Annotated in this window: 17 protein-coding genes; 8 read left to right on the top strand and 9 right to left on the bottom strand. The window is 66.1% G+C overall.

What is annotated here, in order from left to right; translation table 11 throughout:
* The first annotated feature begins 19 nt into the window (after positions 1-19).
* Both ACJ4V0_RS11575 and ACJ4V0_RS11570 read left to right on the top strand, forming a co-directional pair.
* Positions 20-250 (top strand): hypothetical protein, encoded by a 231-nt coding sequence (locus ACJ4V0_RS11575; protein ID WP_448299730.1) that lies wholly within the window; start codon positions 20-22, stop codon positions 248-250.
* A 118-nt stretch (positions 251-368) separates the two neighbouring features.
* A complete protein-coding gene (locus ACJ4V0_RS11570; protein WP_448299729.1) occupies positions 369-833 on the top strand; it encodes a hypothetical protein in 465 nt (154 codons plus the stop codon).
* A gap of 230 nt (positions 834-1063) precedes the next feature.
* Here ACJ4V0_RS11570 and rpsI read toward each other — a convergent pair whose 3' ends face one another.
* From rpsI to ACJ4V0_RS11555, 3 genes are all read right to left on the bottom strand, one after another.
* Positions 1064-1540, bottom strand: coding sequence for a 30S ribosomal protein S9 (rpsI, locus tag ACJ4V0_RS11565; protein ID WP_448299728.1), 477 nt, complete (start codon positions 1538-1540; stop codon positions 1064-1066).
* A gap of 2 nt (positions 1541-1542) precedes the next feature.
* Positions 1543-2004, bottom strand: coding sequence for a 50S ribosomal protein L13 (gene rplM / locus ACJ4V0_RS11560; RefSeq protein WP_296576957.1), 462 nt, complete (start codon positions 2002-2004; stop codon positions 1543-1545).
* Between the two features lie 205 nt (positions 2005-2209).
* Positions 2210-2914 carry a glutathione S-transferase N-terminal domain-containing protein gene (locus ACJ4V0_RS11555; RefSeq protein WP_448299727.1) on the bottom strand — a complete coding sequence of 235 codons (705 nt, stop codon included), beginning with the start codon at positions 2912-2914 and terminating at the stop codon, positions 2210-2212.
* A gap of 222 nt (positions 2915-3136) precedes the next feature.
* Between ACJ4V0_RS11555 and ACJ4V0_RS11550 the strand changes: the two genes are divergently transcribed.
* A complete protein-coding gene (locus ACJ4V0_RS11550) occupies positions 3137-4726 on the top strand; it encodes an AMP-binding protein (protein WP_448299726.1) in 1590 nt (529 codons plus the stop codon).
* 52 nt (positions 4727-4778) lie between these two features.
* Here ACJ4V0_RS11550 and ACJ4V0_RS11545 read toward each other — a convergent pair whose 3' ends face one another.
* The gene (locus ACJ4V0_RS11545) at positions 4779-5228 is read right to left on the bottom strand and encodes a PaaI family thioesterase (RefSeq protein WP_448299725.1); all 450 of its coding nucleotides are present in this window, start codon (positions 5226-5228) and stop codon (positions 4779-4781) included.
* A gap of 99 nt (positions 5229-5327) precedes the next feature.
* Between ACJ4V0_RS11545 and ACJ4V0_RS11540 the strand changes: the two genes are divergently transcribed.
* The 3 genes from ACJ4V0_RS11540 to ACJ4V0_RS11530 all read left to right on the top strand — a co-directional run bounded on the left by ACJ4V0_RS11540 (position 5328) and on the right by ACJ4V0_RS11530 (position 8075).
* The gene (locus ACJ4V0_RS11540; protein WP_448299724.1) at positions 5328-6143 is read left to right on the top strand and encodes an enoyl-CoA hydratase; all 816 of its coding nucleotides are present in this window, start codon (positions 5328-5330) and stop codon (positions 6141-6143) included.
* Positions 6140-6691 (top strand): CoA-binding protein, encoded by a 552-nt coding sequence (locus ACJ4V0_RS11535; protein ID WP_448299723.1) that lies wholly within the window; start codon positions 6140-6142, stop codon positions 6689-6691. The genes ACJ4V0_RS11540 and ACJ4V0_RS11535 overlap by 4 nt, the downstream gene beginning before the upstream one ends.
* Before the next feature lie 100 nt (positions 6692-6791).
* Positions 6792-8075: an O-acetylhomoserine aminocarboxypropyltransferase gene (locus tag ACJ4V0_RS11530; RefSeq protein ID WP_448299722.1), complete on the top strand. Its 1284-nt coding sequence runs from the start codon at positions 6792-6794 to the stop codon at positions 8073-8075.
* Positions 8076-8352: 277 nt separating this feature from the next.
* On the opposite strand, the gene ACJ4V0_RS11525 is transcribed toward ACJ4V0_RS11530, so the two are convergent.
* Positions 8353-9438, bottom strand: a complete 1086-nt coding sequence (locus ACJ4V0_RS11525) for a COX15/CtaA family protein (RefSeq protein ID WP_448299721.1) — start codon at positions 9436-9438, stop codon at positions 8353-8355.
* A 93-nt stretch (positions 9439-9531) separates the two neighbouring features.
* Here ACJ4V0_RS11525 and ACJ4V0_RS11520 point away from each other — a divergent pair, with 93 nt between their 5' ends.
* A complete protein-coding gene (locus ACJ4V0_RS11520) occupies positions 9532-9753 on the top strand; it encodes a DUF2842 domain-containing protein (RefSeq protein WP_448299720.1) in 222 nt (73 codons plus the stop codon).
* A gap of 10 nt (positions 9754-9763) precedes the next feature.
* On the opposite strand, the gene ACJ4V0_RS11515 is transcribed toward ACJ4V0_RS11520, so the two are convergent.
* The 3 genes from ACJ4V0_RS11515 to ACJ4V0_RS11505 all read right to left on the bottom strand — a co-directional run bounded on the left by ACJ4V0_RS11515 (position 9764) and on the right by ACJ4V0_RS11505 (position 12924).
* Positions 9764-10177: a DUF1489 family protein gene (locus ACJ4V0_RS11515; protein WP_448299719.1), complete on the bottom strand. Its 414-nt coding sequence runs from the start codon at positions 10175-10177 to the stop codon at positions 9764-9766.
* Positions 10178-10223: 46 nt separating this feature from the next.
* Positions 10224-10586 (bottom strand): netrin-like domain-containing protein, encoded by a 363-nt coding sequence (locus ACJ4V0_RS11510; RefSeq protein ID WP_448299718.1) that lies wholly within the window; start codon positions 10584-10586, stop codon positions 10224-10226.
* Positions 10587-10866: 280 nt separating this feature from the next.
* Entirely contained in the window at positions 10867-12924 is a 2058-nt protein-coding gene (locus tag ACJ4V0_RS11505; protein WP_448299717.1) for an acetyl/propionyl/methylcrotonyl-CoA carboxylase subunit alpha, read from the bottom strand.
* Between the two features lie 163 nt (positions 12925-13087).
* Here ACJ4V0_RS11505 and ACJ4V0_RS11500 point away from each other — a divergent pair, with 163 nt between their 5' ends.
* Entirely contained in the window at positions 13088-14485 is a 1398-nt protein-coding gene (locus ACJ4V0_RS11500) for an amidase (protein WP_448299716.1), read from the top strand.
* An 18-nt stretch (positions 14486-14503) separates the two neighbouring features.
* On the opposite strand, the gene ACJ4V0_RS11495 is transcribed toward ACJ4V0_RS11500, so the two are convergent.
* A complete protein-coding gene (locus tag ACJ4V0_RS11495) occupies positions 14504-15244 on the bottom strand; it encodes a hypothetical protein (protein WP_448299715.1) in 741 nt (246 codons plus the stop codon).
* Positions 15245-15262: the final 18 nt, after the last annotated feature.

Here is a 15262-nt window from a genome sequence, read left to right as displayed (position 1 = left end):
CCCCGAAGGAGACGCGATCATGGCCGACAAGGCGAGCCGCACCCGAACCAAAAAGACGACGACCAACGAGCCCGGCACCACCATCGTCAGCCAGCACTGGATGAACAAGGATGGCGACGGAGCGCGAGGACAAGAGGCGGCGAAGCGCGAAGGAACGGGCGCAAAGGGCCTGCGCGAGGCCCATTTCACTGCCACAGAGGACGGCACCACGGCGCCCGCTCACGACAAGCTCGTGCCGAAGAACGCCTGACGCTTGTTCTTGTCGGCAGGAGCCGACCAAGATTCGACGCCGGACCGTGATCGCCATCAGGCCTTTGCCCTCGCGGGGTACTTCGCCTTAAGCTCGCGCGTCATCGCGGGAGCATCTCATGATTGTATTTCTGGCGTTGGTAGGTGCCATTACGGCATTCTTCGGCATCGTCATTTCCGTGAGCGCCAAATATGTCACCCATGAGACGCTAGGCGCGGTGCTGTGGACGGGCGGCTTGGTGACCGTCGCCGTGGCGGTAGCAGGCCACCAAGTCATTCAGACATTGCGGACGCTGCCAGCTGCCCTCGCCGCTAAGATACCCCCGACCCCGCCCCCTACAGTCTGCGGGGAGAAACAGGTCGCGCCAGTTGTCGGAGAGCCGGCGCCCGCCTCGAACTCTGGCGAGCCCACGGTTGTATCGACCAGAACCTATCTCGGACTCTACTATACTATCCTGTCCGACGGCACGATCCGCGTCCGAACGAAGAGCGGTGATTATGGGTTTGGTTCAGCGGAAGAGTTCCGCGAGCATATCGCCGCCAACCGCGAATGGTGGGCGCAGCAGGCCGGGCGGCAGGTCTAGCCGCATTCGCATTTTCAAGAACGCGGAGCGCGCGGGAAATCGGACAATCGGCAAGGCGAACGGCCGCGCTGACCATTGGGCGGATTGTATGGCTTGAGGCGCCGCTCCTCCTCAGCCCAGCCAACAACCTTCTCGATGGTCACGGCGAACTTCGCCAGATCGTCCGCTTCAGCCAACGAAAAAGCCGGGCGCAAGGCCCGGCTTTTCCATGTCGACCGATGTGAAACGGATCAGCGCTTCGAGAACTGGAAGGACCGGCGGGCCTTTGCCTTGCCGTACTTCTTGCGCTCGACCACGCGGCTGTCGCGGGTGAGGAAGCCACCCTTCTTCAGCGTGCCGCGCAGATCCGGCTCGTAGTAGGTCAGAGCCTTGGAAATGCCGTGGCGCACTGCGCCGGCCTGGCCCGAAAGCCCGCCGCCGGCGACCGTGACGTTGATGTCGTACTGCGTGTCGCGGCCGACGAGGACCAGCGGCTGCTTCAGCAGCATGCGCAGAACCGGACGCGCGAAATAGACCTCGAGCGTGCGGTCGTTGACGGTGATCTTGCCGGAGCCCGGCTTGACCCAGACTCGGGCGACCGCGTCCTTGCGCTTGCCGGTGGCATAGGCGCGGCCCTGCTTGTCGAGCTTCTGCACGTGCCGGGGGGCGTCAGCGGCCGCCGGCTTGAGGGCGCTGAGGCCCTCGAGAGACGTAACGGTCTCAGCCATGGTCAGGCCCTCACGTTCTTGGAGTTCAACACGCCGACGTCGAGGACGACGGGCGCCTGGGCCTCATGGGGGTGCTTGTCGCCGCCATAGACGCGCAGGTTCGACATCTGCCGGCGGCCGAGCGGACCGCGCGGGATCATGCGCTCCACGGCCTTCTCGACGATGCGCTCGGGGAACTTGCCGTCGCGGATGGTCTTGGCGATCCGCTCCTTGATGCCGCCCGGATAGCCGGTGTGATGGTAGTAGGCCTTCTGGTCCCACTTGCGGCCGGTGAAGACCACCTTGTCCGCATTGATGATGATGACATTGTCACCGCAGTCGACATGGGGGGTATACGTGGCCTTGTGCTTGCCGCGCAGGCGCGTCGCCACGATCGTCGCGAGGCGGCCCACAACCAGGCCCTTCGCGTCGATCAGAACCCACTTCTTGTCGACCTCGGCGGGCTTCGCCACATAGGTCTTCATGGTCGTGTCTTCCGGAAAAGAGGAAATCGGAAGCGGCGGACCGGAGACCGGCCGTCGCGTCGGGAGGGCTATAGGCGAGAGCGCGCCAGAGGTCAATGTGCGAGATGCTCAATTTTCGAAGCAAAAGCAAAGACTTATGAATTTGGTATTTTGATACCTTTATTTTATGGTCGATTTTGCAAGGACTTGGTCATCCCGCGAGCCGCTACGGGCGTTTCGGGATCTCCAGTCCCCGCTGCACGGCCGGGCGCGCGAGGCAGCGTTCGAGCCAGGCCGGTACCTCCTTCAGCTCGTGATAGGCGACGAGATCCCCCGCCCCGTAGAAGCCGATGAGATTGCGCACCCAGCCGAGAAGCGCGATGTCGGCGATGGTGTAGTCGTCGCCCATGATGTAGCTGCGCCCGGCGAGGCGCGTCTCCAGCACCCGGATCAGACGGTGGGATTCGGCGCGGTAGCGCTCCAGCGGTCGCTTGTCCTCGTATTCGCGGCCGGCGAACTTGTGGAAGAAGCCGAGCTGCCCGAACATCGGTCCCACCGCCGCCATCTGGAAGAACACCCACTGGATCGTCTCGATGCGGGCGGCCGGATCGGCGGGCAGGAACTTGCCGGTCTTTTCCGCGAGGTAGAGCAGGATCGCGCCGGATTCGAACAGGCCGATCGGCTTTCCGCCGGGACCGTCCGGATCGATGATCGCCGGGATCTTGCCATTGGGATTCAGCGAGAGAAACTCCGGCCCCCAGGTCTCGTTCTCGCCGATGTTGATGGTGTGCGGCTCATAGGGGAGCCCTGTCTCCTCCAGCATGATCGACACCTTCACCCCGTTCGGCGTCGGCAGGGAATAGAGCTGAATGCGGTCGGGATGGGCGGCGGGCCAGCGGCGCGTGATCGGGAAGGCGGAGAGATCGGACATGGGGGCTCCTCTGCCGGTCGGGATGACGGCGAGCTCCCGTCAGATGGGCGGCGAGACTTGCCGATCGAAGGGCACGCCGCAACCCTCGCGGCATCGTGATCACCAGGGCCCGACTGCTGATCTGCCGCACGGGCGAGTTGAGCGGCGGCCCGCCCTGCCCCACGCTGGCCGGACCCTGGAGGCGGGACCAACCCGTCCCGTGACGACCCGAGAGGATATCCCATGCCGATGGTTGCGACGCCGCCGGGCCATGTCGGCCCCTTCGCCGGGCTCGACGTTCCCTGGCTCCTGAAGCTCAGGGCGGAGACGCGGCGCGACCATCCCTTCGTCGTCTGGGCGCCCTTCGAGCGGCCAGCCGTCACCCTGACCTACGGCGCGTTCCGCGAAAGGGTCGGGGCCCTGGCCGCAGGCCTTGCCCGCCGCGGCGTGAAGCCTGGCGAGTTCGTGCTGATCCACCTCGACAACTGCCTGGAAGCCATCCTGGCCTGGTACGCCTGCGTCGAGCTCGGGGCGATCGCAGTCACCACCAATACGCGCTCGGCAGGCCCCGAGGTCGCCTATTTCGCCGAACACTGCGGCGCGGTGGCCGCCATCACCCAGCTCGCCTATGCCGACATCGTCGCCGCCCACTGCCCCGCCCTGTGCTGGCTCGCCGTCACCGACAACGACAGCGGCGAACCGGCCCTCGGCGCCCGTATCCCGGAAAGGGCGGAGCGGTTCGACGCCCTCTTCGCCGATGCCGCCGACCGCCCGTCCCGGCCGCATGATCCCGCCTGGCCCTGCAGCGTCCAGTACACCTCGGGCACGACCGCCCGCCCGAAGGCGGTGCTGTGGACACACGCCAATGCCCTGTGGGGCGCAAAGATCAACGCCGCCCATGAGGACCTGCGCCCCGAGGACGTCCACCTCGTTCACCTGCCGCTGTTCCATACCAATGCGCTCGCCTATTCGGTGCTGGCGAGCCTCTGGGTGGGCGGCACGGCCGTCATCATGCCGCGCTTCTCGGCGAGCCGCTTCTGGGCAATTGCCGCCGAGCACCGCTGCACCTGGACCTCGGTGGTGCCGTTCTGCGTGCGCGCCCTGATGGAACGGGACATCCCGAAGACCCACACCTTCCGCCTGTGGGGCAGCGCCGTGTCGCAGCCGCCGACCGATGCGCTGTTCGGCGTCCGCACCATCGGCTGGTGGGGGATGACCGAGACCATCACCCACGGCATCATCGGCGAGATGCACCAGCCGAACATCCCCATGTCCATTGGCCGCGCCGCGCCGGAATACGAGATCCGGGTCAGCGACGACGACGGCCGCGCGACCGAGGTCGGCGGCACCGGGCATCTGAGGATCCGCGGCATTCCCGGGCTGACGCTGTTCAAGGAGTATCTGTTCAACGACAAGGCGATGGCCGAGAGCTTCGACGAGGACGGCTATTTCATCACCGGCGACCGCATCACCCTTCTCCCTGACGGTTTCCTGAAGTTCGCCGACCGCGACAAGGACATGCTGAAGGTCGGCGGCGAGAACGTCGCCGCCTCCGAAATCGAGCAGGTCGTCGTGACGGTCCCCGGGGTCCGCGAGGTGGCGGTGGTGGCGAAGAAGCACCCGATGCTCGACGAGGTGCCCGTGGTCTTCGTCATCCCGCAGGCCGGTGTCGCCGGCGCCCCACCGACGCTCGCCGATGCGATCCTCGCCGCATGCCGGGCCGCGCTCGCCAACTTCAAGGTGCCGCGCGAGGTCCATCTCGTCGACGACATGCCGCGATCGACGCTGGAAAAGATCGCCAAGGCGGAGTTACGCAAGCGACTGGAGGTGTAACCGAAGGGTAAAGGTGGGGCCTTCCATTGGAGAACGGGTCGAGAACCAGCCCTCACCGCTCCGGCGGAATGGAATAGGTGCCGGTGGCGTGGGCCACGAGATCGTCCTCGTGCCCTTCCGACCAGATCGACACCTCGCCCACCGCCAGCCGCTTGCCGAGCTTGACCAGCCGGCATTCGGCGAGAAGGTCCCTCTGATCCGGCTTCCTCAGGAAGTTGATGTTGAGGTTAGTGGTGACCGCCAGCGCCACCGGGCCGATGGACGCGAGGATCGCCACATAGAGCCCGGTATCGGCCAGCGTCATCATGGTCGGGCCGGAGATGGTGCCCCCCGGCCTGAGTTGCCGCGGATCGTAGCGGCAGCGCATGCGGGCGAAGCGGTGGTCGACCGCCTCGACGTGGAAGGTCTTGCCGGCCCCGAAGACCTGCGGAAACTCCCGTTCGAGGAACGCCTCCATTTCTTCGGCAGTCATCATCTGCGGCAATCGCTCGTGTTTCGCCATGGAACCCGTCAGATCCTGACGCGGCCTTTCGGCCGCCTTGCGAACGCGACGATAGCGGGCGAAGTTCGGCGCCGTCCCTCTTGCGAAAGGCGGATAGCGATGAACGCGCCGGCCCTCACCTCCCGCACCGCCATCCTCGAGCGCCGCGATTCCGGCGGCGTGGCGACCCTGACCCTCAACGATCCGACGAGCCGCAATGCGCTGTCGGAGGCGATGCTCGCGGCCCTGTCGGAGACCTTCGCCGCCATCGCGGAGGACCGCTCGGTGCGGGCGGTCGTGCTGACCGCCGTCGGTCCCTGCTTCTCCTCGGGGCACAATCTCAAGGAGATGACGGCCCGCCGTGCCGATCCGGATCGCGGCCGGGCCTATTTCGCCGACATCATGGCGCGCTGTGCGACGATGATGCAGCAGATCGTCGCCCTGCCGCAGCCGGTCATCGCCGCTGTCCAGGGCCTCGCCACGGCGGCCGGCTGCCAGCTCGTCGCCACCTGCGATCTCGCTGTGGCATCGAGCGAGGCGCGGTTCTGCACGCCGGGCGTCAATATCGGGCTCTTCTGCTCGACGCCGATGGTGGCGCTCTCCCGCAACGTGGCGCCGAAGCACGCCATGGAGATGCTGCTGCTCGGCGACATACTCCCGGCGGAGGAGGCCTTCCGCATGGGCCTCGTCAACAGGGTCGTGCCCGCCGGCGCGGAGGTGCGCGAGGCCGAGGCGCTCGCCGCCCGCATCGCCGCCAGGTCCTCGCTGACCGTGAAGGTCGGCAAGCGCGCCTTCTACCGGCAGATCGAGATGGGCCTTGCCGACGCCTATGCGCATGCCAGCGCGGTGATGGTGGAGAACATGCTCGCGCGCGACGCCGAGGAAGGAATCGGCGCCACCCTCGAGAAGCGCCAGCCGCGATGGGAGGACCGGTGAATCACGACGCCTATTCCAACGACTACATCCGCTCCATCCTCTCGGCGGTGAAGGTGGTCGCCATGGTCGGCGCCTCGGCCAACGAGGTGCGCCCCAGCTTCTTCGTGCTGAAGTACCTCCTCGACCGCGGCTACCGCGTTCACCCGATCAACCCGGGCCTCGCCGGCAAGGAGATCCTCGGCCAGAAGGTCTATGGTGCTATGGGCGAGATTCCGGAACCCATCGACATGGTCGACATCTTCCGCAATGCGGAGGCCGCCGGCGCCGTCGTCGACGAGGCCCTCGCCCTCCCCGTGCCGCCGAAGGTCATCTGGATGCAGTTGTCGGTCCGCAACGACGCGGCGGCGGCCAGGGCCGAGGCGGCCGGCCTCAAGGTGGTGATGAACCGGTGCCCGAAGATCGAGCTCGGCCGCCTGTCGTCGGAGATCTCGTGGATGGGCGTCAATTCGCGCACCATCTCGGCCAAACGCGCGCCGCAGCTCAAGACCGGCAAGTTCCAGAAGCTCGGCCTCAGGCAGACATTCGGTTCCGGTCCCGACGGCGACTAGAGAATTCCGTTCGCTTGACGCCTCATTCGCCCGTTCGGTAAAACGAACGCATCGTTCGCCAATGAAATCAGCCGCACGGCGGCGCTCTAGGAGGATCCCCATGGCCGACCGCGTTCCCGGTTTTTCGACCCTCGCCGTCCATGCCGGCGCGCAGCCGGACCCGACCACCGGCGCCCGCGCCACGCCGATCTACCAGACGACGTCCTTCGTCTTCGACGACGTCGACCACGCGGCATCGCTGTTCGGCCTGCAGGCCTTCGGCAACATCTACACGCGCATCGGCAACCCGACCAACGCCGTGCTGGAGGAGCGCGTCGCCTCGCTCGAGGGCGGCACGGCAGCGCTCGCAGTCGCCTCCGGCCACGCAGCCGAATTCCTCGTCTTCCACGCCCTGCTGCAGCCGGGCGACGAGTTCGTCGCCTCACGCAAGCTCTATGGCGGCTCGATCAACCAGTTCAACCACTCCTACAAGAGCTTCAACTGGAACGTCGTCTGGGCCGATCAGGACGATATCGCGTCCTTCGAGCGCGCCATCACGCCGAAGACCAAGGCGATCTTCATCGAGAGCATCGCCAACCCGGCCGGAGAAATCACCGACATCGCGGCCATCGCGGCGATCGCCAGGAAGCACGGTATCCCGCTGGTCGTCGACAACACGCTGGCGACGCCCTACCTTATCAAGCCGTTCGAGCATGGCGCCGACATCGTCGTCCATTCCGCCACAAAGTTCCTCGGCGGCCACGGCAATTCCATCGGCGGCATCATCGTGGACGGCGGCACCTTCGACTGGATCAAGTCGGGCCGCTATCCCTTCCTGACCTCGCCCCGGCCGGAATATGGCGGCATCGTTCTGGCCGAGACCTTCGGCAATTTCGCCTTCGCCATCGCCGTGCGCGTGCTGGGGCTGCGCGACCTCGGTCCGGCCCTCTCGCCCTTCAATGCCTTCCTGATCCTGACCGGCATCGAGACCCTGCCGCTGCGCATCGAGCGTCATTCGGCCAATGCGCTTAAAGTCGCGGAATTCCTGTCGAAGCACCCGAAGGTCGCCTGGGTTTCCTATCCCGGCCTGCCCGGCGACAAGGGCCACGCCCTCGCGCAGAAATACACGCCGAAGGGCGCGGGCGCAGTCTTCACCTTCGGCCTCAAGGGCGGGTTCGAGGCCGGCGTGAAGCTCGTCTCCGAGGTGAAGCTCTTCTCGCATCTCGCCAATGTCGGCGACACGCGCTCGCTCATCATCCACCCGGCCTCGACCACCCACAAGCAGCTGTCGGACGAGCAGAAGTCGATCGCCGGTGCGGGCCCGGAGGTGGTGCGCCTGTCGGTCGGCATCGAGGACGCCGCCGACATCATCGCCGACCTGGAAGCGGCGCTGGCGGCCGTGTGAGGCCGACTGCGTGATCATCGCGACATGCCCGAGTCAATCCCGGACATGGACGCCCGCGCAGGTGCATTGCCCTGCATCACGGTAGTGCGTCCTTCGAGGCTCGCCCTCCGGGCTCGCACCTCAGGATGAGGATGGTGCAGCTTTGCAGGGCGGCCGATGAGACGACCCGTCGCTGCACGGCCCTCGTGCAGGACTCCCAACGTCCTCATCCTGAGGTGCGAGGCGACAGCCGAGCCTCGAAGGACGCACTTCGTTCGTGCAGCGCCGGCCCTGCCCCCTACTCCGCCGGGACGACCTGTCCAACGCTCGCCTCGGCCAGCCGCGGCGCCCGCGTCAGCGCGAAGACGTGCGACAGCGCATGTCCCAGCACCACAACGGCGAAGCCCTGGTGCAGCAGGCCGGCCCAGAGCGGCACCACCAGCATCAGTGTGACGATGCCGATCACCGCCTGCGCCGAGATCAGCCCGAACAGCACCGTCGCGCCCTTGGCATAGGCCGAGCCGCGCGCCGAGAGCATGTGCCACAGCGCCAGCGCCAGCAGCCCGTAGGCCACGAGGCGATGGTTGAACTGCACCAGCGCCAGCGAATCGATGAAGGCCTCGGCCACGGTCGGGCGGTCGAACAGCACGGCCATGGGCGGCACCAGCGCCCCTTCCATCAGCGGCCAGTCGTTGAAGCGCATGCCCGCCTTGTTGCCGGCCACCAGCGCGCCGAGCGCGATCTGCAGCGCGAGGACGGCAAGGACGGCGATGCCACCCCACCGCACCCTGTCGGTAACCGGCTCGCGCGCGCGCTGCGGCCCGAGCCGGAGCGCCGTCCACACCAGAAGCGCGAAGATCAGGCAGGCGAGCGACAGGTGGAACATCAGCTTCAGCGGCGCGACATAGACCATCCCGGGCTTGAGGCCCGAGGCCACCATGAGCCAGCCGACGAAGCCCTGAAGGCCCATCAGCAGGCCGATGGCGAAGGTGCCGGCGGCGAGCCGCACGGACATCCAGCCGCGCGCCACGAAGAAGAGCCAGGGCAGCAGCATGGCCGCGCCGGTGAGGCGCCCGAGGAAGCGATGGCCCCATTCCCACCAGTAGATGAACTGAAAATCGGCGAGGCTCATGCCGCGGTTAATCGCGTCATATTGCGGGCTCGCCCGGTACTTGGCGAACTCCTCGGCCCATTGCGCCGCGGACAGCGGCGGCACGGAGCCCGTCACCGGCTTCCACTCGGTGATGGAGAGGCCCGAATCCGTCAGTCGCGTGGCGCCGCCGACCACAACCATGGCGAAGACCAGCACGGCGACGATCAGCAGCCAGAGGCGGATGATCCTGTCGGTGTCGGGGCGGGCGGAAAGGTCGGCCGTCGCCGGCATGCGGCGATCCTCCAGCTTGTGGTGAGCGTAGGAGCGGAGATATAGCCCTGCCCCATCGCCCGACAAGGCGGCAACCTGACCCGGTCATCACGCATGCGTCAACGCACCCGCAAACTCCTCGGCACGGTCCTGCTGCTCGCCTGGGTGATCTTCTACGCGCTGGTCGTCATGGCGATCACGCACAATGCCGTCCGGCGCTTCGGCCCCGTGGGCGAACCGGTCTTCTACGCGCTCGCCGGCATTGCCTGGATCCCCGTCGCCATGCTGGTGATCTGGTGGATGGCGCGGCCCGACCCGGACGAGGAAGAGGCCTGAGGTCACGCGCTCACAGGAGCCCCAGTTCCGCCAGTTCCTTCGCCAGCTCCGGCGGCATGCCCTTGGTCGCGCCGGAATCGAGATCGGGCGGCGCATCCGCGGCGGTGAGATAGCGCCAGCCCTGGAACGGCCCCTTGCGGCGCGGCTGCACCCGGTGGATGACCGGCTCAAGGATGAGGTCGCAGCGGGAAATGCCCTCACCGTCGGTGAAGGGGCGCACGCCGAGAAGCCGCTGCCGGCAGAGAACCTGCCCCTTGATCACCCAGTAGAGCGAGCCCTCGCCGACGATCTCGTCGGCCCGCTTCGGCTGCATCCGGGTGGTATGCACCTGCTCACCGAAGCTCTTGATGCGCCAGTCGACCCATTGCTGCAGGTCCTCGACGGAATCGGCGCCGACGCAGAGCTTGATGAGGTGGAGGGTCATGGGCAGACCCTAGCGCGCCGGCCGCCGCCGCCCAAGGCCTCGCGCCTCAGCGGTTGGGGACAAAGGGCGCGGGCCGCAGCGCCAGCGCCATGCAGAGGTCGGTGCGCCAGACACCGCCGTCGCGCCGCGCCGCCACCACGACGCGCTGGGTGACCCGAAAGGACACGCCGCAGGCCGCCGCGCTCGCCGGGGTGAGCAGGGTGATCGAGGTGACGTTCGGCCCCTTCTCCAGCCGCTGCACGTCGATGGTCGCCTGCAACTGGCTCCGCGCCACGGTGACGACGGCCACCGTCCCCTCGAAGACGATGTCGGCGCGCTGGACGATCTCGGCGCGGGAGAAATTGTAGCACTGGCAGGCCGACGCGGGCGTCGCGAGGGCGAGGAGGATGCCGGCGAGGACAAGCCCCATGGCGCGTCCTCCCTGGATGCGGGCAAGTGCGTCCTTCGAGGCTCGGCTCCGGGCGATGCTGGACGCATCGCCCGGTCCTCGCACCTCAGGATGAGGAGGACGGAGACTTGCACCGGCCGTGCTCAAGGCGCGGCGCCAACGCCTCAACAACAGGGGGGCCATACACCCACCTCCTCATCCTGAGGTGCGAGCCCACGAGATGCTCCGGCATCTCGGCTGGGCGAGCCTCGAAGGACGCACTTGGCCGATGCAGGGCCTTGGCCGATGCAAGGCACCCCGCTCACGCCGCCTGCGCCTCGGCCGCCTCGATGGACGCCACCGGTGCGCCTTCGGCCACCTGCTCGCCGGCCAGAACCGCCACCATCGTCACGGTGCCGTCGCTCGGCGCCACCAGCGTGTGTTCCATCTTCATCGCCTCGATGACGGCGATGCGGTCGCCCTTGGCCACCTGCTGGCCCGGCTCGACGAAGACCTGCACGACCTTGCCATGCATCGGCGCCTTCACCGACCCGCCGCCGTCGAGATGGTCGAAGTCGACATCGAGCGGATCGAAGGCGCGGACCTCGGTCTGGCGACCATTGCGGATGACGAAGACGCGGTCGGCTGCATGCAAAGCAGCGAACCCCTCCAAAAGGAACTCATTGCCATCGCTTAGAACCCAATCCAGAGCGGGAGTGGGATCTGGGTCTAGGCCGCGTCTTTTCTCCAATTTGGGCCGCATTAATGCGCCGTTGACGGACATCGAGGGGCCGAACTTGGACCAGGAAAGTGTTGCGTCAGCACGTTCGCCATCGACGATTATGACGATCTTGCGCCGCCACTCACTCTCAGAAAGCTGAAAGCCATCCACGGAAGCGACATTCCAAGGATCAAAAAGTGGCGACGTCTCCGACCAACGAAGGTTCTTGAGCTGTCGATAAACCAATGAAAGCCCACCCACCGCCGCCGCCTTCGCATCCATCGGCTGCGGCACGGCGCCCAGCGCCTCGACGTTCCGGTCGATGAACCCCGTGTCGAAGTCACCGGCCCGGAACCCCTCCGCCTCGGTCAGCGCCTTCAGGAACCGCACATTGGTGCGCGGACCCGCCACCACCGTGCCAGCCAGCGCCGCGCCCAGCCGGTCCAGCGCCTCGTCGCGCGTCGCGCCATGGGCGATCACCTTGGCGATCATCGGATCGTAATAGGGCGAGACCTCGGCCCCCTCCTCCACGCCCGTGTCGATGCGCACGCCCTCCGCCGTGCCGAATTCCAGCGCGTGCAGCGTCCCGGTCGACGGCAGGAAGCCCTTCTCGGGGTCCTCCGCATAGAGCCGCGCCTCGACCGCATGGCCCTCGATGGCGAGGTTCTCCTGCAGCAGCGGCAGCCGCTCGCCGGAGGCCACCCTGAGCTGCCACTCCACCAGGTCCTGCCCGGTGATCATCTCCGTCACCGGATGCTCCACCTGCAGGCGGGTGTTCATCTCCATGAACCAGAACCGGTCCGGCTGCAGCCCCTGCGACCCATCCGCGATGAACTCGACCGTGCCGGCGCCGACATAGCCGACCGCCTTCGCCGCCTCCACCGCCGCCCGGCCCATGGCCTCGCGCATCGCCTCGGGCATGCCGGGCGCCGGCGCCTCCTCGATCACCTTCTGGTGGCGGCGCTGCAGCGAGCAGTCGCGCTCGAACAGGTGGACGACATTGCCCTTGGCGTCGCCGAAGACCTGGATCTCGATATGGCGGGGCGAGAGCACGTATTTCTCGATCAGCACGCGCGGATCGCCGAAGGCGCCCTGCGCCTCGCGCTGTGCGGAGGCCAGCGCCTCGTCGAAGTCCATCGCCTTGTCGACGCGCTTCATGCCCTTGCCGCCGCCGCCGGCGACCGCCTTGATCAGCACGGGATAGCCGATCTCGTAGGCCTTCTCTTTCAGGAACTTCGCGTCCTGCATGGCGCCGTGATAGCCCGGCACCACCGGCACGCCGGCCTTCTGCATCAGGGCTTTCGCGCCGTCCTTCAGGCCCATGGCGCGGATGGCGGAGGCCGGCGGCCCGACGAAGACGATGCCGGCCGCCTCGCAGGCCTCGGCGAATTCGGCGCGCTCGGAGAGGAAGCCGTAGCCCGGATGGATCGCCTCGGCCTTGGCCTGCCGCGCCACCGCGATGATCTTGTCGATGACGAGGTAGCTGTCGCGCGCCGGGGCCGGGCCGATCGGATAGGCCTCATCCGCCAGCTTGACGTGCATCGCGTTCGCATCGGCCTCCGAATAGACCGCAATGGTCCGAAGGCCGAGGCGCTTCGCCGTCTTGATGACGCGGACGGCGATCTCGCCGCGATTGGCGATGAGGACGGAGGACAGCATGCAGGCCTCGGGCAAGGATGAGGGGCGGAGAATGTAGCCTGTTCGCGCGCCGATGCCAGCATGCCGAAGGAGCGACGACGATGCATGGCTTGGGTTCCCCCGCCATCCCTTGCGCAGATCGCGCGGCGGCGGGACAAGGATCGCCAGCCGTCCGGAGCCGACCATGACCGATCTCGCCGACCTCTCCGCCGCCGCCCTGTCGAAGGCCTACAAGGCGCGGAAGCTCTCGCCGGTCGAGGTCACCCGCGCGGTGCTCGCCCGCATCGAGGCCTGCGAGCCCGCTATCAACGCCATGTACATCGTCTCCTCCGAGGCGGCGCTGAAGGCCGCCAAGGCGGCCGAGAAGCGCTGGGCCAAAGGCGCGCCGCTCTCGGCCCTCGACGGGGTGCCGGTCACCATCAAGGAGAACATCGGCACGAAGGGCGACCCGGCGCCCATCGGCGTGCCGATCGCCGACATGACGCCGCGGGCGGAGGACACGCCGGTGCCGGCCCGACTCCGGGAAGCCGGCTGCGTCATCCTCGGCAAGACCACCATGCCGGACTTCGGCATGATGTCCTCCGGGCTCTCCTCGCTCCACGGCATCACCCGCAACCCCTGGGACCTCACGAAGAACCCCGCCGGCTCCTCCTCCGGCGCGGGTGCGGCGGCGGCCGCCGGCTACGGTCCCCTGCACATCGGCACCGACATCGGCGGCTCGATCCGCCTGCCGGCCGCCCATTGCGGGCTGTTCGGGCTGAAGCCCTCCTATGGCCGCGTGCCGATCCACCCGCCCTTCCTCGGCCGCGTCGCGGGCCCGATGACGCGGTCGGTGGAGGACGGCGCGCTGCTGATGAACGTCATCTCCCGGCCCGATCCGCGCGACTATGCGAGCCTCCCCCACGACGGTCGCGATCACGCGAAGGGGCTGAACAGCCTGTCGCTGAAGGGTTTGAAGGTCGGCGTCATCACCGCCATGCAGGCGGGACTGCCGGTCGATCCCGCCATCGTCCGGGCGGTGAAGGCCGCAGCGAAGGCGCTCGCCGCCGAGGGTGCCATCGTCACGCCGGTCGAGGGCTACCTCACCCACGCCATGCTGGACGGCATCTGCCGCTTCCTCGAGGCGCGCTCCTATGGCGACGTGGCGAAGCTCAAGGCCGCCGAGAAGAAGAAGATCCTGCCCTACATCATCGAGTGGGCGACCTGGCGGGCGCGCAAATTCACCGGCGAGGACGTGATGAGCGGCTTCCTCGCCGTGCAGGCCATGCGCGAGGCGGCGACCAAGGCCCTCGCCCCCTTCGATGTCCTCATCTCGCCCTGCACCTGCCCGGTGAACTATGCGGCGGAGGCCCATTCGCCGACCGACGACCCGCACCGCGCGCTCGACCACATCCCCTTCACGGTGGCGCAGAACTTCTCCGAGCAGCCGGCGGCGAGCGTCAACTGGAGCTACGACAGGACCGGCTTCCCCATCGGGGTGCAGGTCACCGGCCACCGCTTCGACGACATCGGCGTCATCCGCCTCTGTGCGGCGCTGGAAAAGCTCCGGCCGGCGCAGAAGGCCTGGCCGGTGGTGGGGTAGCCCGAAAAGTTGTTAGCCTCACCGGGTGACGGCCGAATAGCGGTCGATACGCTGAATAGAATCGAAAGGAATAAATGAATATTCTCTCGCAGTCTCCCCCGCCAGAATAACAACACCTTTCTGCGTATAAATCGGCATTCGTCCAAATAACGATCCCGATGACATTGTTATAATTATTCTTTCGCTACGAGACAAATCGTTCCAAGCCGCCTTTGTAGCGCCAATGATTGAGAACCAACCAGCAAATAGGGGAATAAATATACAGCGAATATACAGCGTGAGTGTGATCTTGCGGCCAACGTTGCCGATGAATGAGAGCGCCCTCGCGAAGTAGATGAGTGGGCACGAAAACAATAGAAACATTGATAGATATGATACTAATAGATACAAGCGATTCGACACGTCAATAAATACCACTACAGCAAAAAGTATAAAAGTAAAAAACATAAACGCCAAAGAAAAAAGCAGCGACTCAAAATGGATATTTCTAAAAAATTTCTCAGAGATATTTATTCGTTCGTATACTGTTTTATCGTGATTTCGCAGAGCAAATATAAATAGAAAAAAATACAAACTCGCCATTACATTGAACAACCCCGCAATGTCCACCATAAGAAGATCAAAAAATCCAAAAAGACTGGCAAGCCCAAAATCGTAATATGAAACGTATCCAACGCAGTAAGCGACAGCCCCCAAAATAAACAGGACGAATGGCTCAAACAGCCAATCGGACGCTGTCTTGATCCATTTGTGGGGCAATTTCTTCTTGATCTCTCA

It is taken from the genome of Phreatobacter aquiterrae (assembly GCF_053471285.1).
This window is presented reverse-complemented; position numbering and strand designations above follow the sequence as displayed.

Coding starts and splice junctions, on each gene's coding strand:
- ACJ4V0_RS11500 (WP_448299716.1), top strand. CDS start 13,088: ATGACCGATCTCGCCGACCTCTCCGCCGCCGCCCTGTCGAAGGCCTAC.
- rplM (WP_296576957.1), bottom strand. CDS start 2,004: ATGAAGACCTATGTGGCGAAGCCCGCCGAGGTCGACAAGAAGTGGGTT.
- ACJ4V0_RS11550 (WP_448299726.1), top strand. CDS start 3,137: ATGCCGATGGTTGCGACGCCGCCGGGCCATGTCGGCCCCTTCGCCGGG.
- ACJ4V0_RS11510 (WP_448299718.1), bottom strand. CDS start 10,586: ATGGGGCTTGTCCTCGCCGGCATCCTCCTCGCCCTCGCGACGCCCGCG.
- ACJ4V0_RS11530 (WP_448299722.1), top strand. CDS start 6,792: ATGGCCGACCGCGTTCCCGGTTTTTCGACCCTCGCCGTCCATGCCGGC.
- ACJ4V0_RS11520 (WP_448299720.1), top strand. CDS start 9,532: ATGCGTCAACGCACCCGCAAACTCCTCGGCACGGTCCTGCTGCTCGCC.
- ACJ4V0_RS11555 (WP_448299727.1), bottom strand. CDS start 2,914: ATGTCCGATCTCTCCGCCTTCCCGATCACGCGCCGCTGGCCCGCCGCC.
- ACJ4V0_RS11575 (WP_448299730.1), top strand. CDS start 20: ATGGCCGACAAGGCGAGCCGCACCCGAACCAAAAAGACGACGACCAAC.
- ACJ4V0_RS11515 (WP_448299719.1), bottom strand. CDS start 10,177: ATGACCCTCCACCTCATCAAGCTCTGCGTCGGCGCCGATTCCGTCGAG.
- ACJ4V0_RS11540 (WP_448299724.1), top strand. CDS start 5,328: ATGAACGCGCCGGCCCTCACCTCCCGCACCGCCATCCTCGAGCGCCGC.
- rpsI (WP_448299728.1), bottom strand. CDS start 1,540: ATGGCTGAGACCGTTACGTCTCTCGAGGGCCTCAGCGCCCTCAAGCCG.
- ACJ4V0_RS11525 (WP_448299721.1), bottom strand. CDS start 9,438: ATGCCGGCGACGGCCGACCTTTCCGCCCGCCCCGACACCGACAGGATC.
- ACJ4V0_RS11505 (WP_448299717.1), bottom strand. CDS start 12,924: ATGCTGTCCTCCGTCCTCATCGCCAATCGCGGCGAGATCGCCGTCCGC.
- ACJ4V0_RS11545 (WP_448299725.1), bottom strand. CDS start 5,228: ATGGCGAAACACGAGCGATTGCCGCAGATGATGACTGCCGAAGAAATG.
- ACJ4V0_RS11570 (WP_448299729.1), top strand. CDS start 369: ATGATTGTATTTCTGGCGTTGGTAGGTGCCATTACGGCATTCTTCGGC.